General features: G+C 37.3%; 36 protein-coding genes. All 36 read left to right on the top strand.

Annotated elements, in window-relative coordinates; translation table 11 throughout:
• Positions 1 to 35: 35 nt before the first annotated feature.
• The 36 genes from CD172_RS04530 (at position 36) to rpsI (ending at position 20,468) form a co-directional block, all read left to right on the top strand.
• Positions 36 to 1,370: an NCS2 family permease gene (locus CD172_RS04530; protein ID WP_103345586.1), complete on the top strand. Its 1,335-nt coding sequence runs from the start codon at positions 36 to 38 to the stop codon at positions 1,368 to 1,370.
• Between the two features lie 456 nt (positions 1,371 to 1,826).
• Positions 1,827 to 2,135, top strand: coding sequence for a 30S ribosomal protein S10 (rpsJ, locus tag CD172_RS04525; RefSeq protein WP_001118667.1), 309 nt, complete (start codon positions 1,827 to 1,829; stop codon positions 2,133 to 2,135).
• A 27-nt stretch (positions 2,136 to 2,162) separates the two neighbouring features.
• The gene (gene rplC, locus CD172_RS04520) at positions 2,163 to 2,822 is read left to right on the top strand and encodes a 50S ribosomal protein L3 (RefSeq protein WP_103345585.1); all 660 of its coding nucleotides are present in this window, start codon (positions 2,163 to 2,165) and stop codon (positions 2,820 to 2,822) included.
• A 26-nt stretch (positions 2,823 to 2,848) separates the two neighbouring features.
• Entirely contained in the window at positions 2,849 to 3,472 is a 624-nt protein-coding gene (rplD, locus tag CD172_RS04515; RefSeq protein ID WP_037567101.1) for a 50S ribosomal protein L4, read from the top strand.
• A complete protein-coding gene (rplW, locus tag CD172_RS04510) occupies positions 3,472 to 3,747 on the top strand; it encodes a 50S ribosomal protein L23 (protein ID WP_037567103.1) in 276 nt (91 codons plus the stop codon). The genes rplD and rplW overlap by 1 nt, the downstream gene beginning before the upstream one ends.
• 29 nt (positions 3,748 to 3,776) lie before the next feature.
• Positions 3,777 to 4,610: a 50S ribosomal protein L2 gene (gene rplB, locus CD172_RS04505; RefSeq protein WP_037567105.1), complete on the top strand. Its 834-nt coding sequence runs from the start codon at positions 3,777 to 3,779 to the stop codon at positions 4,608 to 4,610.
• A gap of 64 nt (positions 4,611 to 4,674) precedes the next feature.
• A complete protein-coding gene (gene rpsS / locus CD172_RS04500; protein ID WP_014613216.1) occupies positions 4,675 to 4,953 on the top strand; it encodes a 30S ribosomal protein S19 in 279 nt (92 codons plus the stop codon).
• Positions 4,954 to 4,985: 32 nt separating this feature from the next.
• Positions 4,986 to 5,339: a 50S ribosomal protein L22 gene (gene rplV, locus CD172_RS04495; protein WP_016426354.1), complete on the top strand. Its 354-nt coding sequence runs from the start codon at positions 4,986 to 4,988 to the stop codon at positions 5,337 to 5,339.
• A gap of 22 nt (positions 5,340 to 5,361) precedes the next feature.
• The gene (rpsC, locus tag CD172_RS04490; protein WP_037567110.1) at positions 5,362 to 6,015 is read left to right on the top strand and encodes a 30S ribosomal protein S3; all 654 of its coding nucleotides are present in this window, start codon (positions 5,362 to 5,364) and stop codon (positions 6,013 to 6,015) included.
• Positions 6,016 to 6,017: 2 nt separating this feature from the next.
• Entirely contained in the window at positions 6,018 to 6,452 is a 435-nt protein-coding gene (rplP, locus tag CD172_RS04485; protein ID WP_037567112.1) for a 50S ribosomal protein L16, read from the top strand.
• Entirely contained in the window at positions 6,442 to 6,651 is a 210-nt protein-coding gene (gene rpmC / locus CD172_RS04480; protein WP_014613220.1) for a 50S ribosomal protein L29, read from the top strand. Before rplP ends, rpmC begins: the two co-directional genes overlap by 11 nt.
• Positions 6,652 to 6,675: 24 nt before the next feature.
• Complete coding sequence (gene rpsQ / locus CD172_RS04475) at positions 6,676 to 6,939, top strand: 30S ribosomal protein S17 (protein ID WP_037567114.1); 264 nt, start codon at positions 6,676 to 6,678, stop codon at positions 6,937 to 6,939.
• 30 nt (positions 6,940 to 6,969) lie between these two features.
• Positions 6,970 to 7,338: a 50S ribosomal protein L14 gene (gene rplN / locus CD172_RS04470; RefSeq protein WP_014613222.1), complete on the top strand. Its 369-nt coding sequence runs from the start codon at positions 6,970 to 6,972 to the stop codon at positions 7,336 to 7,338.
• 38 nt (positions 7,339 to 7,376) lie between these two features.
• The gene (gene rplX / locus CD172_RS04465) at positions 7,377 to 7,694 is read left to right on the top strand and encodes a 50S ribosomal protein L24 (RefSeq protein WP_037567116.1); all 318 of its coding nucleotides are present in this window, start codon (positions 7,377 to 7,379) and stop codon (positions 7,692 to 7,694) included.
• A gap of 24 nt (positions 7,695 to 7,718) precedes the next feature.
• Positions 7,719 to 8,258 (top strand): 50S ribosomal protein L5, encoded by a 540-nt coding sequence (rplE, locus tag CD172_RS04460; RefSeq protein WP_037567119.1) that lies wholly within the window; start codon positions 7,719 to 7,721, stop codon positions 8,256 to 8,258.
• 21 nt (positions 8,259 to 8,279) lie between these two features.
• Positions 8,280 to 8,465 (top strand): type Z 30S ribosomal protein S14, encoded by a 186-nt coding sequence (locus tag CD172_RS04455; RefSeq protein ID WP_037567121.1) that lies wholly within the window; start codon positions 8,280 to 8,282, stop codon positions 8,463 to 8,465.
• Between the two features lie 31 nt (positions 8,466 to 8,496).
• Positions 8,497 to 8,895 (top strand): 30S ribosomal protein S8, encoded by a 399-nt coding sequence (rpsH, locus tag CD172_RS04450; protein WP_014613226.1) that lies wholly within the window; start codon positions 8,497 to 8,499, stop codon positions 8,893 to 8,895.
• 29 nt (positions 8,896 to 8,924) lie between these two features.
• A complete protein-coding gene (gene rplF / locus CD172_RS04445; RefSeq protein ID WP_037567123.1) occupies positions 8,925 to 9,461 on the top strand; it encodes a 50S ribosomal protein L6 in 537 nt (178 codons plus the stop codon).
• 30 nt (positions 9,462 to 9,491) lie between these two features.
• Positions 9,492 to 9,851 carry a 50S ribosomal protein L18 gene (rplR, locus tag CD172_RS04440; RefSeq protein WP_037567125.1) on the top strand — a complete coding sequence of 120 codons (360 nt, stop codon included), beginning with the start codon at positions 9,492 to 9,494 and terminating at the stop codon, positions 9,849 to 9,851.
• Between the two features lie 21 nt (positions 9,852 to 9,872).
• Entirely contained in the window at positions 9,873 to 10,373 is a 501-nt protein-coding gene (gene rpsE / locus CD172_RS04435; protein ID WP_037567127.1) for a 30S ribosomal protein S5, read from the top strand.
• 17 nt (positions 10,374 to 10,390) lie between these two features.
• Positions 10,391 to 10,570: a 50S ribosomal protein L30 gene (gene rpmD / locus CD172_RS04430; protein WP_037567129.1), complete on the top strand. Its 180-nt coding sequence runs from the start codon at positions 10,391 to 10,393 to the stop codon at positions 10,568 to 10,570.
• 16 nt (positions 10,571 to 10,586) lie between these two features.
• On the top strand, positions 10,587 to 11,027 hold the full coding sequence (rplO, locus tag CD172_RS04425) for a 50S ribosomal protein L15 (RefSeq protein ID WP_037567130.1): 441 nt from the start codon (positions 10,587 to 10,589) through the stop codon (positions 11,025 to 11,027).
• A complete protein-coding gene (gene secY, locus CD172_RS04420; protein WP_037567132.1) occupies positions 11,027 to 12,319 on the top strand; it encodes a preprotein translocase subunit SecY in 1,293 nt (430 codons plus the stop codon). The genes rplO and secY overlap by 1 nt, the downstream gene beginning before the upstream one ends.
• Before the next feature lie 17 nt (positions 12,320 to 12,336).
• Positions 12,337 to 12,987, top strand: a complete 651-nt coding sequence (locus CD172_RS04415; RefSeq protein WP_037567134.1) for an adenylate kinase — start codon at positions 12,337 to 12,339, stop codon at positions 12,985 to 12,987.
• 166 nt (positions 12,988 to 13,153) lie between these two features.
• Positions 13,154 to 13,372 (top strand): translation initiation factor IF-1, encoded by a 219-nt coding sequence (gene infA, locus CD172_RS04410; protein ID WP_001118443.1) that lies wholly within the window; start codon positions 13,154 to 13,156, stop codon positions 13,370 to 13,372.
• 32 nt (positions 13,373 to 13,404) lie between these two features.
• Positions 13,405 to 13,518 carry a 50S ribosomal protein L36 gene (gene rpmJ / locus CD172_RS04405; RefSeq protein ID WP_002509257.1) on the top strand — a complete coding sequence of 38 codons (114 nt, stop codon included), beginning with the start codon at positions 13,405 to 13,407 and terminating at the stop codon, positions 13,516 to 13,518.
• Positions 13,519 to 13,540: 22 nt separating this feature from the next.
• Positions 13,541 to 13,906 (top strand): 30S ribosomal protein S13, encoded by a 366-nt coding sequence (gene rpsM, locus CD172_RS04400; protein WP_037567140.1) that lies wholly within the window; start codon positions 13,541 to 13,543, stop codon positions 13,904 to 13,906.
• A 24-nt stretch (positions 13,907 to 13,930) separates the two neighbouring features.
• The gene (gene rpsK, locus CD172_RS04395) at positions 13,931 to 14,320 is read left to right on the top strand and encodes a 30S ribosomal protein S11 (RefSeq protein ID WP_014613235.1); all 390 of its coding nucleotides are present in this window, start codon (positions 13,931 to 13,933) and stop codon (positions 14,318 to 14,320) included.
• Between the two features lie 83 nt (positions 14,321 to 14,403).
• The gene (locus CD172_RS04390) at positions 14,404 to 15,348 is read left to right on the top strand and encodes a DNA-directed RNA polymerase subunit alpha (RefSeq protein ID WP_103345584.1); all 945 of its coding nucleotides are present in this window, start codon (positions 14,404 to 14,406) and stop codon (positions 15,346 to 15,348) included.
• 16 nt (positions 15,349 to 15,364) lie between these two features.
• Positions 15,365 to 15,733, top strand: a complete 369-nt coding sequence (gene rplQ, locus CD172_RS04385) for a 50S ribosomal protein L17 (protein WP_037567144.1) — start codon at positions 15,365 to 15,367, stop codon at positions 15,731 to 15,733.
• 392 nt (positions 15,734 to 16,125) lie between these two features.
• Positions 16,126 to 16,929 carry an energy-coupling factor transporter ATPase gene (locus CD172_RS04380; protein ID WP_103345583.1) on the top strand — a complete coding sequence of 268 codons (804 nt, stop codon included), beginning with the start codon at positions 16,126 to 16,128 and terminating at the stop codon, positions 16,927 to 16,929.
• Positions 16,926 to 17,792 carry an energy-coupling factor transporter ATPase gene (locus CD172_RS04375; RefSeq protein WP_103345582.1) on the top strand — a complete coding sequence of 289 codons (867 nt, stop codon included), beginning with the start codon at positions 16,926 to 16,928 and terminating at the stop codon, positions 17,790 to 17,792. The genes CD172_RS04380 and CD172_RS04375 overlap by 4 nt, the downstream gene beginning before the upstream one ends.
• Complete coding sequence (locus CD172_RS04370) at positions 17,782 to 18,585, top strand: energy-coupling factor transporter transmembrane component T family protein (protein ID WP_037567152.1); 804 nt, start codon at positions 17,782 to 17,784, stop codon at positions 18,583 to 18,585. Before CD172_RS04375 ends, CD172_RS04370 begins: the two co-directional genes overlap by 11 nt.
• Before the next feature lie 14 nt (positions 18,586 to 18,599).
• On the top strand, positions 18,600 to 19,430 hold the full coding sequence (gene truA, locus CD172_RS04365; RefSeq protein ID WP_103345581.1) for a tRNA pseudouridine(38-40) synthase TruA: 831 nt from the start codon (positions 18,600 to 18,602) through the stop codon (positions 19,428 to 19,430).
• 188 nt (positions 19,431 to 19,618) lie between these two features.
• Positions 19,619 to 20,056, top strand: a complete 438-nt coding sequence (gene rplM / locus CD172_RS04360) for a 50S ribosomal protein L13 (protein ID WP_037567156.1) — start codon at positions 19,619 to 19,621, stop codon at positions 20,054 to 20,056.
• Between the two features lie 19 nt (positions 20,057 to 20,075).
• Complete coding sequence (gene rpsI, locus CD172_RS04355; protein WP_037542446.1) at positions 20,076 to 20,468, top strand: 30S ribosomal protein S9; 393 nt, start codon at positions 20,076 to 20,078, stop codon at positions 20,466 to 20,468.
• The last annotated feature ends 240 nt before the right edge of the window (positions 20,469 to 20,708 follow it).

The raw sequence follows: 20,708 nt of genomic DNA, 5'->3' as shown, positions 1-20,708 counted from the left end.
ATATGTAAGTATTTTGATTAAAGGAGCTAATTAAAGTGAAGCGATACTTCCGTTTTGATGAACATCAAACTAATTTCAAACGAGAGATTTTAGGTGGATTAACAACATTTTTATCAATGGCTTATATTTTAGCAGTCAATCCTCAAGTGTTAAGCTTGGCTGGAGTTGATGGTGTACCAGCTGACCAAAAAATGGATCAAGGTGCGATTTTTGTTGCTACGGCCCTTGCTGCATTTGTAGGGTGTTTATTCATGGGTATCATCGCTAGGTATCCGATAGCCCTCGCCCCTGGTATGGGATTAAATGCCTTTTTTGCATTTACAGTTGTATTAACAATGGGCATCCCTTGGCAAACAGGTTTGACAGGTGTGTTATTTTCAGGGTTTATATTTGCAATTTTAACCGCAACGGGTCTACGTGAAACCATTATTAATGCCATTCCATTTGAAATGAAAATGGCTGTATCTTCAGGTATAGGTTTATTTATTACTTTTGTAGGCTTACAAAGTTCAGGTATTATTACGAACCAAGATGCAACGTTAGTAACATTAGGTAAATTGACGGAACCACATGTCTTACTCGCTGTATTTGGTATCGTGATTACAATTGTGCTCTATGCTAAAAAAGTTCCTGGTGCAATTTTTATTGGTATGGTGATAACAGCAATAGCGGGGCTTATCACGCAACAAATCGCTCCACCATCTGGTGTCATTGGTAAAGTACCAAGCATCGCACCAACATTTGGTGCAGCATTTGAAGCTTTTCAAGACCCAGCACAACTCTTTACAGTACAGTTTTTAATTGTTATTTTAACGTTCTTATTTATTGATTTCTTTGATACAGCAGGGACTATCGTTGCTGTAGCTTCTCAAGCTGGATTTATGAAAAACAATCGTTTGCCACGCGCAGGTCGTGCACTGTTTTCAGATTCGTTAGCAACAATGGTGGGTGCGGTATTTGGTACGACAACAACAACATCGTACATTGAATCAACGTCAGGTGTAGCGGTAGGTGCACGTACGGGATTTGCAAGTATCGTTACGGGAATATGTTTCTTATTAGCACTATTCTTTAGTCCATTAATGGCAGTTGTGACACCGGCTGTTACAACACCAGCACTTGTCGTTGTCGGTGTGCTTATGGCATCAAACCTTGCCTCTATCAGTTGGAAAAACTTTGAAGTAGCAGTACCAGCATTTGTAACCATCATTATGATGCCTTTATCATATTCTATTGCTACAGGTATCGCATGTGGCTTTATCTTTTATCCAATAACGATGGTCTTGACAAAGCGCCATAGAGAAGTACATCCAATTATGTATGCTTTACTTGTTATATTTATTTTATATTTCGTATTTGTACATGGTTAAAATATTGAAACTGTCATTGAACAATAATATTCAGTGACAGTTTTTTTATACACGTAGGGGAGGCTGTTTTTTAAAATTATGAAGAAACATACATTAAGATAGATGATTGAACTGATTAACCACATTTTAATCAAAATGTATCTTCAACCAATTGTACATACATAAAGTATTTGAAACGCATTTCAATGATATAAAAAGATTAAAGAAATTCATAAAAAAGTGTTGATGTAGCCTCTTATTTAGAGTAAAATAATGGGGTATGTGAATTAGACAAAAGATTTTACATAAAATGGTTGAAGTACTCAAACATTTCGTGTAAAATGTCTAATGTTGGACTTTTTAATGCGATGAAGCGAAAGGTTACTGACACACCCGGCCGCTTTGCCATGGCGTTGTGTGAGATAGTTTTCGTGGAGAAGTCTTATCACTAATGAAGACGAATAAGGAGGGTAAATTATGGCAAAACAAAAAATCAGAATCAGATTAAAAGCTTATGATCACCGTGTAATTGATCAATCAGCTGAAAAAATTGTTGAAACTGCGAAACGTTCTGGTGCAGACGTATCAGGACCAATCCCATTACCAACAGAAAAATCAGTGTACACAATCATCCGTGCGGTGCATAAGTACAAAGATTCTCGTGAACAATTCGAACAACGTACACACAAACGTTTAATCGACATTGTGAACCCTACACCAAAAACAGTTGATGCTTTAATGGGCTTAAACTTACCATCAGGTGTAGACATCGAAATTAAATTATAATAGAAAATTTTAGGAGGTGGACTTTCGATGACCAAAGGAATCTTAGGAAGAAAAATTGGAATGACTCAAGTATTTGGTGAAAACGGAGACTTAATTCCTGTAACAGTTGTAGAAGCAAAAGGAAACGTAGTATTACAAAAGAAAACTGAAGAAATCGATGGTTACAACGCAGTACAAATCGGTTTCGATGACAAACTTGCTTATAAAAAAGATAGCAAATCAAACAAATACGCAAACAAACCAGCTGAAGGTCATGCTAAAAAAGCTGGCGTTGCACCTAAGCGCTTCATTCGTGAATTCAGTAACATTAATGTTGATGAATACGAAGTAGGTCAAGAAGTCTCAGTTGATACATTTGTAGCAGGCGACATCATTGACGTAACAGGAACTTCAAAAGGTAAAGGTTTCCAAGGTGCGATCAAGCGTCACAACCAATCACGTGGACCTATGTCACACGGTTCTCATTTCCACAGAGCACCAGGTTCAATCGGTATGGCGTCAGATGCGTCACGCGTATTTAAAGGACAAAAATTACCAGGCCGTATGGGCGGTAATACTGTCACTGTTCAAAACTTAGAAGTTGTTGCAGTTGATACGGAAAACAACGTAATTTTAGTTAAAGGTAACGTACCTGGCCCTAAAAAAGGTTTTGTTCAAATCCAAACAGCTGTTAAAGCTAACCAATAATAAGTAGCGAAAGGAGGAAATGCATAATGGCAAATTATGATGTATTAAAAGTTGACGGATCTAAAGCTGGTTCAGTTGAACTTAGCGATGCAGTATTCGCAATCGAACCTAACAACGAAGTATTATTCGAAGCGATTAACTTACAACGCGCTTCATTACGCCAAGGAACACACGCTGTTAAAAATCGTTCAGCAGTTCGTGGCGGTGGACGTAAACCATGGAGACAAAAAGGTACTGGACGTGCGCGTCAAGGTACAATCCGTGCACCACAATGGCGTGGTGGTGGCGTAGTATTCGGTCCAACACCAAGAAGCTACGGCTACAAAATGCCTAAGAAAATGCGTCGTTTAGCATTACGCTCTGCATTATCTTACAAAGTTCAAGAAAATGGACTTAAAATTGTTGATAACTTCAACTTAGACGCTCCAAAGACAAAAGATTTCAAAACAACATTAACAAACTTAGAATTACCTAAGAAAGTTTTAGTTGTAACTCTTGGAGAAGATGTAAACGTTGAATTATCTGCACGTAACATCCCTGGTGTTCAAATCACTACACCTGAAGGATTAAACGTATTAGATTTAACACATGCTGACAGTGTTTTAATCACTGAAGAAGCAGCTAAAAAAGTTGAGGAGGTGCTCGGATAATGGAAGCTAGAGACATTCTAAAGCGCCCCGTAATCACTGAAAAATCATCTGAAGCAATGGCTGAGGACAAATACACTTTCGATGTAGATGTACGTGCCAACAAAACGCAAGTTAAAATTGCTGTTGAAGAAATCTTCGATGTAAAAGTAGCGAATGTTAACATCATTAACTACAAACCTAAAAAGAAACGTATGGGCCGTTACCAAGGCTATACAAACAAACGCCGTAAAGCTATCGTAACTTTAAAAGAAGGTCAAATCGACTTATTCAACTAAAAAATATACCAATAAGGAGGTAAGCGACAATGGCATTAAAACATTATAAGCCAATTACAAATGGTCGTCGTAATATGACTACTTTAGATTTCGCTGAAATCACTGAAACGAAACCAGAAAAGTCATTATTACAACCGCTACCGAAAAAAGCGGGTCGTAACAACCAAGGTAAATTGACTGTACGTCATCATGGTGGCGGACACAAACGTCAATACCGTGTGATTGATTTTAAACGTAATAAAGATGGAATCCCAGGTAAAGTTGATTCTATTCAATATGATCCAAACAGATCAGCAAACATTGCATTAATCGTATACGCAGATGGTGAAAAACGTTACATCATCGCACCTAAAGGTTTACAAGTAGGTCAAATGATTGAAAGTGGTTCTGAAGCTGACATTAAAGTGGGTAACGCACTTCAATTAAAAGACATTCCTGTAGGTACAGTTATTCATAATATCGAATTAAAACCAGGTCGTGGCGGTCAAATCGCACGTTCAGCTGGTGCAAGCGCTCAAGTATTAGGTAAAGAAGGTAAATATGTACTTGTAAGACTTCGTTCTGGTGAAGTACGTATGATTCTTTCAACTTGTCGCGCAACAATCGGTCAAGTTGGTAACTTACAACACGAACTTGTTAACGTAGGTAAAGCTGGTAAATCTAGATGGTTAGGTAAAAGACCTACAGTTCGTGGTTCTGTAATGAACCCTAACGATCACCCACACGGTGGTGGTGAAGGCCGTGCGCCAATCGGACGTCCATCTCCAATGTCACCATGGGGTAAACCAACGCTTGGTAAGAAAACACGTCGTGGTAAGAAACATTCAGACAAACTTATCGTACGTAGACGTAAGAAAAAATAAAAATAGCTTATTTGGGTGTGCGGCTTCTTAGCTGCACGCACACAATAAGAAAGGAGGCGCCACTATGGCTCGTAGTATTAAAAAGGGACCTTTCGTCGATGATCATTTAATGAAAAAAGTTGAAGCTCAAGGCGACAGCGAAAAGAAACAAGTAATCAAAACATGGTCACGTCGTTCAACAATTTTCCCAAACTTCATTGGACACACATTTGCAGTATATGATGGCCGCAAACACGTACCTGTATACGTAACTGAAGATATGGTTGGTCACAAATTAGGTGAATTTGCACCAACACGTACATTCAAAGGACACGCTGCAGACGACAAGAAAACAAGAAGATAATCACTCAATAGTAAGTAGAGGAGGAAATACGAATGGAAGCAAAAGCGGTTGCTAGAACGATCAGAATCGCACCTCGTAAAGTTAGATTAGTATTAGATCTAATTAGAGGAAAAGACGTAAGAGAAGCAGTAGCTATTTTAAAATTAACTAACAAAGCTTCTTCTCCAGTTGTAGAAAAATTATTAATGTCCGCTTTAGCTAATGCTGAGCACAACTACGGTATGAACACTGACGAATTAGTTGTTAAGGAAGCATACGCTAACGAAGGACCAACTTTAAAACGTTTCCGTCCACGTGCTCAAGGACGTGCAAGCGCAATTAATAAAAGAACAAGCCACATTACTATCGTAGTAAGTGACGGTAAAGAAGAAGCACAAGAAGCTTAATAAATACTAAGGAGGGAACACCGTGGGTCAAAAAATTAATCCAATCGGACTTCGTGTTGGTGTCATTCGCGACTGGGAAGCAAAATGGTTTGCTGAAAAAGATTTCGCATCATTATTACACGAAGACTTAAAAATTCGTAAATTTATCGATACTGCATTAAAAGATGCATCAGTATCTCACGTAGAGATCGAACGTGCTGCTAACCGTATCAATATCGCAATCCACACTGGTAAACCAGGTATGGTAATTGGTAAAGGCGGTTCAGAAATCGAGAAACTTCGTAACAAGTTAAACCAATTAACTGACAAAAAAGTACACATCAACGTGGTTGAAATCAAGAAAGTTGATTTAGATGCACGTTTAGTAGCTGAGAACATTGCACGTCAATTAGAAAACCGTGCATCATTCCGTCGTGTACAAAAACAAGCTATCGGAAGAGCAATGAAACTTGGTGCTAAAGGTATCAAAACACAAGTATCAGGTCGTTTAGGTGGCGCTGACATCGCGCGTGCTGAACAATATTCAGAAGGAACTGTACCACTTCATACATTACGTGCTGACATTGATTACGCACATGCTGAAGCTGACACAACTTACGGTAAGTTAGGTGTTAAAGTATGGATCTATCGTGGTGAAGTTCTTCCTACTAAGAAAAATAGTGAAGGAGGAAAATAATTATGTTACTACCAAAGCGTGTAAAATATCGTCGTCAACATCGTCCTGACACTAAAGGTCGTTCTAAAGGCGGTAACTACGTAACATTTGGCGAATTTGGTTTACAAGCAACAACAACATCTTGGATCACTTCTCGTCAAATCGAATCAGCTCGTATCGCTATGACACGTTACATGAAACGTGGCGGGAAAGTTTGGATTAAAATCTTCCCTCATACACCATATACTAAAAAACCTCTAGAAGTACGTATGGGTGCTGGTAAAGGTGCGGTAGAAGGCTGGATCGCAGTTGTAAAACCAGGTCGTATCTTATTTGAAGTTGCAGGCGTATCTGAAGAAGTTGCGCGTGAAGCATTACGTTTAGCGAGCCACAAACTTCCAGTTAAAACGAAGTTTGTAAAACGTGAAGAATTGGGTGGTGAAACAAATGAAAGCTAAGGAAATTAGAGACTTAACCACTTCTGAAATCGAAGAACAAATCAAATCATCGAAAGAAGAGCTTTTTAACCTACGCTTTCAATTAGCTACAGGTCAATTAGAAGAGACTGCACGTATTAAAACTGTTAGAAAAACAATTGCACGTCTTAAAACTGTTGCGCGTGAAAGAGAATTAGAACAAGGAAAAGCTAACCAATAATAGTTGAAAGAGGAGGTTACTAAAGTGAGCGAAAGAAATGATCGTAAAGTTTACGTTGGTAAAGTCGTTTCAGACAAAATGGACAAAACAGTGACTGTTTTAGTTGAAACATACAAAACGCACAAACTATATGGTAAACGTGTTAAATATTCTAAGAAGTATAAAACACATGACGAAAACAATTCAGCTAAACTAGGAGATATCGTTAAAATTCAAGAAACTCGTCCTTTATCAGCGACAAAACGTTTCCGTTTAGTAGAAATTGTCGAAGAATCAGTAATTATTTAATGACTATTTAAAGATAAGGGAGGTTTAATCATGATCCAACAAGAAACACGCTTAAAAGTAGCAGACAACTCTGGTGCTCGTGAAGTACTTACAATCAAAGTATTAGGTGGATCTGGCCGTAAAACAGCTAACATCGGTGACGTCATCGTAGCAACTGTTAAAAATGCCACACCAGGAGGCGTTGTTAAGAAAGGCGATGTTGTTAAAGCTGTTGTTGTACGTACTAAATCAGGCGTACGTCGTAAAGACGGTTCTTACATCAAATTTGATGAAAATGCATGTGTTATCATTCGTGACGACAAAGGACCACGTGGTACTCGTATCTTCGGTCCAGTAGCGCGTGAATTACGTGAAGGAAACTTTATGAAAATTGTTTCTCTTGCACCAGAAGTACTATAATTTATAAAATCTAAATCACAATTCAAGGAGGTGCCCACATGCATATTAAAAAAGGTGACAACGTAATCGTTATCGCAGGTAAAGACAAAGGTAAAACAGGTAAAGTTGTAGCAACTGAACCTAAAAAAGACCGCGTCGTTGTGGAAGGTGTAAACGTCGTTAAAAAACACCAAAAACCAACTCAAATCAATCCTGAAGGTGGAATCTTAGAAACTGAAGCAGCTATTCATGTTTCTAACGTACAATTATTAGACCCTAAAACAAACAAACCTACACGTGTAGGCTACAAATTTGTTGATGGTAAAAAAGTAAGAATCGCTAAAAAATCAGGCGAAGAAATCAAGTCTAATAAATAATAAAAGTTGAAAGGAGGATCCACTTTGAACCGTTTAAAAGAAAAATTCAACTCTGAAGTTAGTGAGAACTTAGTTAAAAAATTCAACTATAGCTCAGTAATGGAAGTACCAAAAATCGATAAAATCGTAGTCAACATGGGTGTTGGTGATGCAGTTCAAAACTCAAAAGTATTAGATACAGCAGTTGAGGAATTAACAGCAATCACTGGTCAAAAACCTTTAATCACTAAAGCTAAAAAATCAGTTGCGACATTCCGTTTACGTGAAGGTATGCCAATTGGTGCTAAAGTAACATTACGTGGTGAAAGAATGTATGAATTCTTAGACAAATTAATTTCTGTATCATTACCACGTGTACGTGACTTCCGTGGTGTTTCTAAAAACGCATTTGATGGTCGCGGTAACTACACTTTAGGTGTTAAAGAACAGTTAATTTTCCCTGAGATCGATTATGATAAAGTATCAAAAGTTCGAGGAATGGATATCGTTATCGTAACTACTGCTAACACTGACGAGGAAGCTCGTGAATTGTTAACACAATTCGGTATGCCATTTCAAAAATAATCTCTAAAGGAGGCTAATTAAGTGGCTAAAAAATCAATGGTTGCTAAGCAACAAAAGAAACAAAAGTTCCAAGTCCGTGAATATACGCGTTGTGAACAATGTGGACGTCCACATTCTGTATATCGTAAATTTAAACTTTGCCGTATTTGTTTCCGTGAATTAGCTTATAAAGGTCAAATTCCTGGCGTACGTAAAGCTAGCTGGTAAAAATTTAACTCTTGAAAGGAGGCAACAAACTATGACATTGTCAGATCCAATTGCAGATATGTTAACTCGTGTGAGAAACGCAAACATGGTGCGTCACGAAAAATTAGAATTACCTGCATCAAACATTAAAAAAGAAATTGCTGAAATCCTTAAAAATGAAGGTTTCATTAAAAATGTAGAATATATTGAAGATGATAAACAAGGTGTAATCCGTTTATTCTTAAAATATGGTTCAAATAACGAACGTGTTATTACAGGATTAAAACGTATTTCTAAACCAGGTTTACGTGTATACGCTAAAGCGAACGAAGTACCTAAAGTATTAAACGGTTTAGGTATCGCATTAGTATCTACTTCAGAAGGTGTTATCACTGATAAAGAAGCTAGAAAACGTAATGTTGGTGGCGAAGTATTAGCTTACATTTGGTAATCATTAAATAAATAAGGAGGTGCCACAGCATGAGCCGTGTTGGTAAAAAAATTATCGAGATCCCAAGTGACGTTACTGTAACAATCGAAGGTAACAAAGTTACTGTTAAAGGACCTAAAGGTGAATTATCACAAACACTTAACGAAGAAATGACTTACAAACAAGAAGAAAACACACTTGAAGTTGTTAGACCATCAGATTCTAAAGAACATAGAACAATTCATGGTACAACTCGTGCGTTAATTAATAATATGGTACAAGGTGTATCTCAAGGATACGTTAAAGGACTTGAACTTATCGGTGTTGGTTACCGTGCTCAAGTACAAGGTTCTAAACTTGTATTAAACGTAGGTTATTCTCATCCAGTTGAAATCGAAGCTGCTGAAGGTATTACTTTCTCAGTAGAGAAAAATACAACTGTAAAAGTTGAAGGTATCGACAAAGAATTAGTTGGTGCTACAGCATCTAAAATTCGCGATGTACGTCCACCAGAGCCTTATAAAGGTAAAGGTATCCGTTACCAAGGTGAATACGTACGCCGTAAAGAAGGTAAAACTGGTAAATAATAAATAAACTCTATAGAAAGGAGTATTGACATGATCAGCAAAATTGATAAAAACAAAGTACGTTTAAAAAGACATGCACGTGTTCGTACGAAATTGTCAGGTACTAGCGAAAAGCCACGTCTAAACGTATACCGTTCAAACAAACACATTTATGCACAAATCATTGATGACGTTAAAGGTGTAACGTTAGCTCAAGCTTCTACTAAAGATAGCGATATCGACACATCAGTGACTAAAGTTGAAATGGCAACTAAAGTCGGTGAATCAATCGCTAAAAAAGCAAGCGAAAAAGGAATCGAAGCAGTTGTATTCGATCGTGGAGGATACTTATTCCACGGACGTGTTAAAGCGTTAGCAGATGCAGCTCGCGAAAATGGACTTCAATTTTAATTTAAAGGAGGGACAATTTAAATGGCTCGTAGAGAAGAAGAAGTTAAAGAATTTGAAGAACGCGTTGTTACGATTAACCGTGTTGCAAAAGTTGTTAAAGGTGGACGTCGTTTCCGTTTCACAGCACTTGTAGTTGTAGGTGACAAAAATGGTCGCGTTGGTTTCGGTACTGGTAAAGCACAAGAGGTACCTGAAGCAATTAAAAAAGCTGTTGAGGCTGCGAAGAAAAATCTTATCACAGTTCCACGTGTTGAAGGTACAACACCACACACAATCACTGGACGCTATGGTTCAGGTAGTGTATTCATGAAACCAGCTGCTCCTGGTACAGGGGTTATCGCAGGTGGTCCAGTTCGTGCCGTATTAGAACTTGCAGGTATCACAGATATCTTAAGTAAATCATTAGGTTCTAACACACCAATTAACATGGTGCGCGCAACTGTAGACGGTTTACAAAACTTAAAAAATGCTGAAGATGTTGCCCGTTTACGTGGTAAATCAGTAGAAGAATTATATAATTAAGGAGGGAAACATTTAAAATGGCTAAAATTCAAATTACCCTCACTCGAAGCGTTATCGGACGTCCAGAAACTCAACGTAAAACAGTTAAAGCTTTAGGTTTGAAAAAACTTAACTCATCTGTTGTTGTTGAAGATAACGATGCGATTCGTGGACAAATCAATAAAGTAAGTCACTTAGTAACAGTAGAAGAAAAATAATTAAGGAGGTGCCGAAATGAAATTACATGAGTTAAAACCATCAGAAGGTTCACGTAAAGTACGTAACCGTGTAGGTCGTGGTGCGGCTACTGGTAACGGTAAAACAAGTGGTCGTGGTCAAAAAGGTCAAAAAGCACGTTCAGGTGGTGGCGTTAGACCAGGTTTTGAAGGTGGTCAATTACCTTTATTCCGTCGTATTCCAAAACGTGGTTTCACTAACATCAACCGTAAAGAATATGCTATTGTTAACTTAGACCAACTTAACAAATTCGAAGATGGTACTGAGGTTACACCTGAATTATTAATCGAATCAGGCGTAGTTAAAAGTGAAAAATCTGGCATTAAAGTATTAGGTAATGGTTCATTAGAAAAGAAATTGACTGTTAAAGCACACAAATTCTCAGCTTCTGCTAAAGATGCTATTGAAGCGAAGGGCGGAGCTCACGAGGTGATCTAATGTTTCACACGCTTGTGAATTTCTTTAAAACAAAAGAAGTTCGTAACAAGATTTTCTTTACACTTGCAATGTTAGTGATTTTCAAAATTGGTACGTATATTCCAGCACCTGGAGTTAATCCAGCAGCATTTGATAATCAACAAGGTTCTCAAGGCGTCACTGATCTGTTAAATACATTTGGTGGCGGAGCCTTGAAGAACTTTTCCATTTTCGCAATGGGGATTATGCCTTACATTACTGCTTCCATTGTAATGCAATTATTACAGATGGATATTGTACCTAAGTTTACAGAATGGGCAAAACAAGGTGAAGTTGGCCGCAAAAAGTTAAATAACTTAACACGTTATTTTACAATCGTGCTTGCATTCATTCAATCTATCGGTATGTCTTATCAATTTAATTCATACCTCGGTGGATCACTCGTCCAAACTCAAAGCGTATGGTCATATCTATTAATTGCAGTTGTTCTTACAACAGGTACTGCATTCTTAATGTGGTTAGGTGAACAAATTACGCAATATGGTGTTGGTAATGGTATTTCTATTATCATTTTTGCAGGTATTTTATCTACATTGCCGTCCGCATTAATGCAATTCTATCAACAAGAATTCGTTGGACAAGACGATGTAACGTTAGCTTGGTTGAAAGTGATAGGTCTTATTGTTGGTATGATTTTACTAACAGTAGGTGCTGTATTCGTTTTACAAGCGATTCGTAAAATTCCAATTCAATATGCAAAAAAACAATCAAATATGCGTCTTGGTTCACAGGCAACATATTTACCATTAAAAGTAAACTCTGCAGGGGTAATTCCTGTCATCTTTGCAATGGCATTCTTCTTATTACCTAGAACATTAACGTTGTTCTTCCCTAAAGCAGATTGGGCTCAAAAAATAGGTAATTATGCTGACCCATCAAACAATATGGGAATGGTCGTGTATGTAGTACTTATTATTGCATTCACATATTTCTATGCGTTTGTACAAGTTAACCCAGAAAAAATGGCAGAAAATCTGAAAAAGCAAGGTAGCTACGTTCCTGGGATTCGTCCTGGCGAACAAACGAAAAAATATATTACTAAAGTTTTATATCGTTTAACGTTTGCAGGTTCAATTTTCTTAGCAGCAATTTCTATTCTTCCGATTATTGCTACGAAGTTTATGAACTTACCGCAAGCCATTCAACTTGGTGGTACAAGCTTACTTATCGTTATCGGTGTTGCCATTGAAACGATGAAAGGTTTAGAAGCTCAAGTCAATGAAAAAGAATATAAAGGCTTTGGTAGACGATAATTCATAGGAGGGCATTTATGAATATTATCTTAATGGGATTACCTGGTGCTGGTAAAGGAACTCAAGCGAGTGAAATTATTAAAAAGTACCCAATTCCACATATTTCAACAGGGGATATGTTCAGAAAAGCGATTAAAGATGAAACCGAACTCGGTAAAGAAGCTAAATCGTATATGGATCGTGGGGAACTCGTACCAGACGAAGTTACAGTAGGCATTGTAAAAGAACGTATCTCTGAAGACGATGCTAAAAAAGGTTTCTTACTTGACGGATTTCCTCGTACAATCGAACAAGCTGAAGCTTTAAATTCGATTTTAGAAGACCTTGGAAGAGAAATCGATGCAGTTGTTAACATTGATGTGCCCGAAGAAGAACTTATGAACCGTCTGACTGGACGTCGCATTTGTGAAATTTGTGGCACGACGTATCATCTTGTTTTCAATCCGCCTAAGGTTGAAGGTACATGTGATCTTGAAGGTGGTAAACTTTACCAACGTGAAGACGACAACCCTGAAACAGTTGCAAATCGTTTAGATGTGAACATTAAACAATCTAAACCGATTTTAGATTTCTATAGCCAAAAAGGCGTTCTTAAAAATATTGACGGTTCTAAAAATATTAATGAAGTTACAGAAGACGTCATCACTATTTTAGAATCATTAAAATAATAACGACTTGGTTTAAAGTGTTTGACTTTACACGTCGTTAACTTTGAAACTGTAATCAAAATTCGTGACAAGTCTTATAACGATACGCTTTGACAATGTAAACCAAGCCAACTATTATCTCGTTGATATATTAAGATCCTTACAACTGAAAAGGAGGCGTTAATTCATGGCAAAACAAGATGTTATCGAACTTGAAGGTACGGTATTAGACACTTTACCTAACGCAATGTTTAAAGTAGAATTAGAAAATGGTCACGAAATCTTAGCTCACGTAAGTGGAAAGATTCGCATGAACTATATTCGTATTTTACCAGGCGATAAAGTAACAGTAGAAATGTCTCCGTATGACTTAACACGCGGAAGAATCACATATCGTTATAAATAATTGTCACTCCATCATTGAAGGAGGTATAAAAAATGAAAGTAAGACCATCAGTAAAACCAATTTGCGAAAAATGTAAAGTCATTAAACGTAAAGGTAAAGTAATGGTAATTTGTGAAAACCCTAAACACAAACAAAAACAAGGTTAATTAAAAGAGAGGTGTAAATAATATGGCACGTATTGCAGGAATTGATATCCCACGTGATAAACGCGTAGTAATTTCATTAACTTATATCTACGGTATCGGTAAAACTTCAGCTAAAGAAATCTTATCTGAAGCAAACGTTTCAGAAGACACTCGTGTTAAAGATTTAACTGATGACGAATTAGGCCGCATCCGTGAAGTTGTAGATGGCTACAAAGTTGAAGGTGACTTACGTCGTGAAGTAAACTTAAACATCAAACGTTTAATGGAAATTTCATCATACCGTGGTATCCGTCACCGTCGTGGATTACCAGTAAATGGTCAAAAAACTAAAAACAATGCGCGTACGCGTAAAGGCCCAGTTAAAACTGTAGCTAACAAGAAAAAATAATAGGTAAAGGAGGCAAATTAATCTATGGCACGTAAACAAGTATCACGTAAACGTAGAGTGAAAAAGAATATCGAAAACGGTGTTGCTCACATCCGTTCTACATTCAATAATACAATCGTAACTATTACAGATGAATTCGGAAATGCTTTATCTTGGTCATCTGCAGGTGCATTAGGTTTCAAAGGTTCTAAGAAATCAACACCATTCGCAGCGCAAATGGCATCAGAAACAGCTTCAAAAGCTGCAATGGAACACGGTTTAAAATCAGTTGAAGTAACTGTAAAAGGCCCTGGTCCAGGTCGTGAATCAGCGATCCGTGCATTACAATCAGCAGGTTTAGAAGTAACAGCGATTAAAGACGTTACTCCAGTTCCACATAATGGTTGCCGTCCACCAAAACGTCGTCGCGTATAATTAAATTTTTGTTTTGTCACTATTCACTTAACACTAAAAATTTATAGTTTATGCAAGTCGACGTACTTAAGGAGGATATGTAAATGATAGAAATCGAGAAACCTAGAATTGAAACAATTGAAGTTAGTGATGATGCTAAATTCGGTAAGTTTGTTGTTGAACCACTTGAGCGTGGTTACGGTACTACACTAGGAAACTCCTTACGTCGTATCCTACTATCATCATTACCAGGTGCGGCTGTGAAATATATCGAAATCGAAGGCGTTTTACACGAATTCTCAGCGATTGATAACGTTGTAGAAGATGTTTCTACAATTATCATGAATATTAAAAAGCTAGCGCTTAATATATACTCTGAAGAAGAAAAAACATTAGAAATCGATATAAAAGAAGAAGGCGAAGTCACTGCTAAAGATATCACACATGACAGTGATGTTGAAATCTTAAATCCTGACCTTAAAATTGCCACTGTATCTAAAGGTGGTCATTTCAAAATGCGTTTAGTTGCGAACAAAGGTCGCGGATATGCACTAGCTGATCAAAACAACTCTAGTGATTTACCAATCGGTGTAATCCCAGTAGATTCATTATATTCACCAGTTGAACGTGTGAATTATACTGTTGAAAATACACGTGTCGGTCAAAGCTCTGACTTTGATAAGTTAACTTTAGACGTGTGGACTGATGGTTCAATCACACCTAAAGAGGCTGTATCATTAGCTGCTAAAATTATGACTGAGCATTTAAACATCTTTGTTGGTTTAACTGATGAAGCTCAAAATGCTGAAATCATGATTGAAAAAGAAGAAGATCAAAAAGAAAAAGTATTAGAGATGTCTATTGAAGAATTAGACTTATCTGTACGTTCTTATAACTGTCTTAAACGTGCTGGTATTAACTCAGTACAAGAACTCGCTGACAAATCAGAGGCTGATATGATGAAAGTGCGTAACTTAGGTCGCAAGTCTCTTGAAGAAGTTAAATACAAATTAGAAGACTTAGGTTTAGGTCTAAGAAAAGAAGATTGATAAAGGAGGTTAACTCATGGGTTACAGAAAATTAGGTCGTACTTCAGATCAACGTAAAGCAATGTTACGTGACTTAGCAACTTCACTTATCGTTAATGAGCGTATTGAAACTACAGAAGCACGTGCGAAAGAACTTCGTAGCGTCGTTGAAAAATTGATCACTTTAGGTAAAAAAGGTGACTTAGCTTCTCGTCGTAACGCTGCTAAAACATTACGTAACGTGGAAATCTTAAACGAAGATGAAACGACACAAACTGCATTACAAAAATTATTTGGTGAAATCGCTGAACGTTACCAAGAGCGTCAAGGCGGATACACTCGTATTGTTAAAGTTGCACCTCGTAAAGGTGACGGTGCGTTAACAGTAATTATCGAATTAGTTTAATAAATACACACTACTACATTTAAAGCATATGAGTGCAACGATAATGTTTGCCACATACAAATATTGTCTAGCTCAAAGTACCCCATCTAACTAAATATTGACGACAAAGCGTGAACTCAATTTAGATGGGGTGCGCGCTTTTTTCTTGTGAGTCACATTTGACGCAATACTATTGCAGTCGGATGAAAACATGAAATGATGAAAAGCGACAGGCATTTTGTCTTTTTGACTACGGGCGTTCCACCATGTGGAGTTGCCCTTTTTTTGTTGAATATATATTTATTGATAAAAGTTAAATATATGGATACACGGGGATTCATCGATTCGGTGAGTATACATAAAAGGGTTTATTCGGTAAAATAGGGAAGAAGTTAAAAAAGTGAGGATAAATTATGCAACCGATCATTGCGTTTGAAAATGTTTCATTTAAATATGATACTGCCGACACGATGACATTAAAAAATATCACATTTTCTGTAAATCATGGAGAGTGGGTGTCTATCGTAGGGCATAATGGATCTGGTAAATCAACGTTAACGAAATTAATAACGGGCATTGAAACAGAGTTCGAAGGTGACATCTGTATGAATGGCGAATATATCAAAGCGCAAGAACAAGTCGCATTTCGACAACAGATTGGCGTCGTTTTTCAAAATCCGGAAAATCAATTTGTGGGTTCTACGGTGAAGTATGATGTTGCATTTGGACTAGAAAATCGCTGTACACCTTATGAAGATATGCAGCAAATTGTCCCGCAAGTGTTAAAAGATGTAGACATGTATGATAAACAAAATCATGAGCCTACTGCGCTTTCAGGTGGTCAAAAACAACGTGTTGCGATTGCAGGTGTACTCGCGCTAAATCCTAAATTAATCATTTTAGATGAAGCAACCTCAATGCTAGATCCTGAAGGAAAAGCAGAAATGCTTAAAATGATGAAAAAGATGAACCGTGAATGGGGTGTGACGGTTTTATCAATAACCCATGATTTAAGTGAAGTCGTTGATTCAGATAAAGTGATTGTGATGAATCAAGGACAAGTCGCACTACAAGGAGATGTACATACAATTTTTAACGAGGCGAAACGTCTAAAAGATTTAGGACTTGATTTGCCTTTTGAAATGCGACTGGCACAAAAATTAAAACTAGACACGCATTTATTAACTTATGATGCATTAGTGGAGAGATTATTATGATTCAGTTTAATGAGGTTTCTTATACCTACCAACAACACACCCCTTATGCATATCAAGCATTGAACCTTGTGACCACTACTTTTGAAGAAGGAAAGTTTTATGCGGTGATTGGAAAAACAGGTTCTGGTAAATCCACGCTTATACAACATTTAAATGGTTTATTAAAACCATCGCGAGGCAAACTGCAAGTTTTTGATTTAAAAGTTGACCGTAAAACGAAAGATCGTGCATTTAAGTCTATACGTCGACGTATTGGAATGGTATTTCAATTTCCAGAATCTCAGTTATTTGAAGAAACGGTTCAAAAAGAAATCGTTTTTGGCCCACGAAATTTCAATCAGGATACAACAGAAGCACTGAATAAAGGGAAAACATATCTACGTATGATGGGCGAACAACCTGATCACTTATTAGAGCAGTCTCCTTTTTTACTGTCAGGTGGTCAAAAGCGTAAAGTTGCTTTAACTGCCATTTTAGCAAGTAACCCCGATATTTTAGTATTAGATGAACCGACTGCTGGGTTAGATCCAAGAAGTAAGCAACAGGTGATGACACTGATTCAGCATTTGAACGAGCAAGAAGGCAAAACCGTCATCCTTGTGACGCATGAAATGAACGATGTTGCCCGTTATGCGCATGAAGTCAAAGTAATGAAACATGGTCATGTGGTTGCTTCTTATGATACTGAAACGTTCTTCAAACAGGAACAATTGGTGCGTTCATTGCATCTTAATTTACCAGATACTTTACGCTTACAAAGAGATTTGGAGCGACAATCAGGTATTCCATTTGAAGACATTGCACTTACTGAAGAGGATTTTGTCGCATTGTATGAAAAGTGGGGTGGGCGACGTGAAAGATAAATTGATTATCGGTCGTTATCTGCCATTAGATTCTATTATTCACCGTTTAGACCCAAGAGCAAAATTTATTTTTGTATTTCTATTTATTATCATCATCTTTTTAAGCCACCATTGGATTGCGTATTTGTGGTTGGCATGCTTAATACTGATTGGTATAAAATTAGCACGTTTGCCGTTATTATTTTTATTTAAAGGACTGACGCCCATTTTTATTTTTGTGGGTTTTACCTTTGTGATGCACATGTTCGTCACTAAAGGGGGAACACGTCTTTTTGAGTGGGGATTTATATCTATCGATAGTCAAGGCCTTAATGAAGGGGCTTTAATTGTATTACGTCTTACCTTTATTATGATAACCTCTACGATACTGACGTTAACGACAAGCCCTCTAGAGCTTACAGATGCGTTTGAACGGCTATTTAAACCATTAAAATATTTTAAAATACCAGTCGCGGCTTTAAGTATGATGATGTCAATCGCATTAAGGTTTATTCCAACTTTAATGGAAGAGCTAGATAAAATCATGAAATCTCAAAAATCACGAGGATCAGATTTTAATTCTGGTGGGTTCTTTCACCGGGTTAAAGCTTTTATTCCATTGCTCATTCCTTTATTTGTATCCGCGTTTAAACGTGCAGAAGATTTAGCAATTGCGATGGAAGTGAGAGGCTATGATGCCACTCTTGAACGGACAAGTTTTCGCTATTTAGAATGGCACATGAGAGATACCATCACACTGTTAATGATCATTCCAATAGGGGCGGTAGTGTATTGGATTCGAACATATTTATAGAAAGGTTGTCAGGCATGCAACGGGTACTTGTAAAAATAAGTTATCAAGGAAGCCAATTTTTAGGGTTTCAAATACAAAATCAAGGGCGTACCGTACAAGGCTACTTTGAAAAGATTTTAAAACGGATGCACAAACATGATGTGCGCATACATCCATCAAGTCGAACAGATCGAGGTGTGCATGCGATAGAACAATACTTTCATTTTGATACGGAATTGAAAATTGAGCCCACACAATGGCAATATGCGATGAATCGTGCCTTGCCTGAAGATATCTATGTGCATGAAGTCACTATGATAAGCAATGACTTTCATTGTCGTTACGATTGTGTCGGTAAAACATATCGATATAAAATCTATCAAAGTGTACACAAAGATCCATTTCAAGCACACTTAAAAACACATATCCCTGACCGCTTAAATATTGATGACATGAATCAAGCAGCGGAACACTTTATTGGAACTCATAATTTTACTACGTTTTGTTCTCAAAAAACGGACGTCGAAAGTAAAGAACGCACCATTTATGAAAGTTACGTAGTCGCAACCAATGAAGGTCTAGATTTTGTCATATCAGGATCAGGATTTTTATATAATATGGTGCGGGTCATTATGGCCTTTTTAATCGAAGTTGGAAAGGGAAAACGCCAAGCACATGAGGTGACTTCACTTTTAAAAGCGCAGGATCGTAACCTTGTTCCTCATACTGCGCCAGCTGAAGGTCTATATTTAGAACGCATCTATTTAGCGGAGGATGAATTAATCACAAAATTCGGCCCTGATATTAGAATTCATAAGAAAAAATCATTACAAAATTCTTTGAAACACATTGACAATAACGGGTAAAAATTATATCATAGTTAACGGTATTGTTTTATATCACCCCACGATAAGCCCCGGAAACTTATTGTGTTACAAGATATAGAAGCAGGACAGATCAACAGTTAACGGAATAAATATTTCGTTCACGGTTGTGTACGAAATCTGGTTGAAATCACGCTTAGAAACATTTATTCACTAGGAGGACATTTAAAATGCGTCAAACATTTATGGCAAATGAATCAAACATTGAGCGCAAATGGTATGTTGTTGATGCTGAAGGCCAAACATTAGGTCGTTTATCATCAGAAGTAGCATCTATCTTACGCGGTAAAAATAAAGTAACTTATACACCACACGTTGACACAGGTGATTACGTAATCATTATCAACGCTGAAAAAATCCAATTCACTGGTAACAAAGAAACAGACAAAATCTACTACAGACACTCAAATCACCCAGGTGGTTTAAAATCAATCACAGCTGGTGAGTTAAGACGTACAAACCCAGAACGTTTATTAGAAAACTCAATTAAAGGGATGTTACCAAGTTCACGTTTAGGTGAAAAACAAGGTAAAAAATTATTCGTTTATCGTGGCGCTGAACACCCACACGCTGCACAACAACCAGAAAACTACGAGTTACGTGGTTAATTAGAAGGAGGAAATGACATTGGCACAAGTTGAATATAGAGGCACAGGCCGTCGTAAAAACTCAGTAGCACGTGTACGTTTAGTACCAGGTGAAGGTAACATTAAAGTTAACGACCGTGACGTACGTGAGTACTTACCATTCGAATCATTAATCTTAGACTTAAACCAACCATTTGACGTTACTGAAACTAAAGGTAACTACGATGTATTAGTTAACGTACACGGTGGCGGTTTCACTGGACAAGCACAAGCTATCCGTCATGGTATCGCACGTGCATTATTAGAAGCAGATCCTGAGTACAGAGGTTCTTTAAAACGCGCTGGATTACTTACACGTGACCCACGTATGAAAGAACGTAAAAAACCAGGTCTTAAAAAAGCACGTCGTTCACCACAATTCTCAAAACGTTAATATCGTTTTTATATCAAAAACACTTCTCGAAACTTGTCGAGAAGTGTTTTTTTTATAAAAGTAAACCATGCGCTATGCGTATGGTTCCGGAGAGGTTCCACCGTTGTATTAAAATAGACACCTCCTTATTATAGAATAAAATTTGGTCAGCCAACCAAAATTAACTATACGAGGAGATGCCATAATGTCTAACGACACAAACAGTTTAGCACATACAAAATGGAATTGTAAGTATCACAT

Source organism: Staphylococcus agnetis (assembly GCF_002901865.1).
GTDB lineage: Bacteria > Bacillota > Bacilli > Staphylococcales > Staphylococcaceae > Staphylococcus > Staphylococcus agnetis.
The sequence above is the reverse complement of the archived record's forward strand: the minus strand, read 5'-3'. Positions and strand labels throughout refer to the sequence as shown.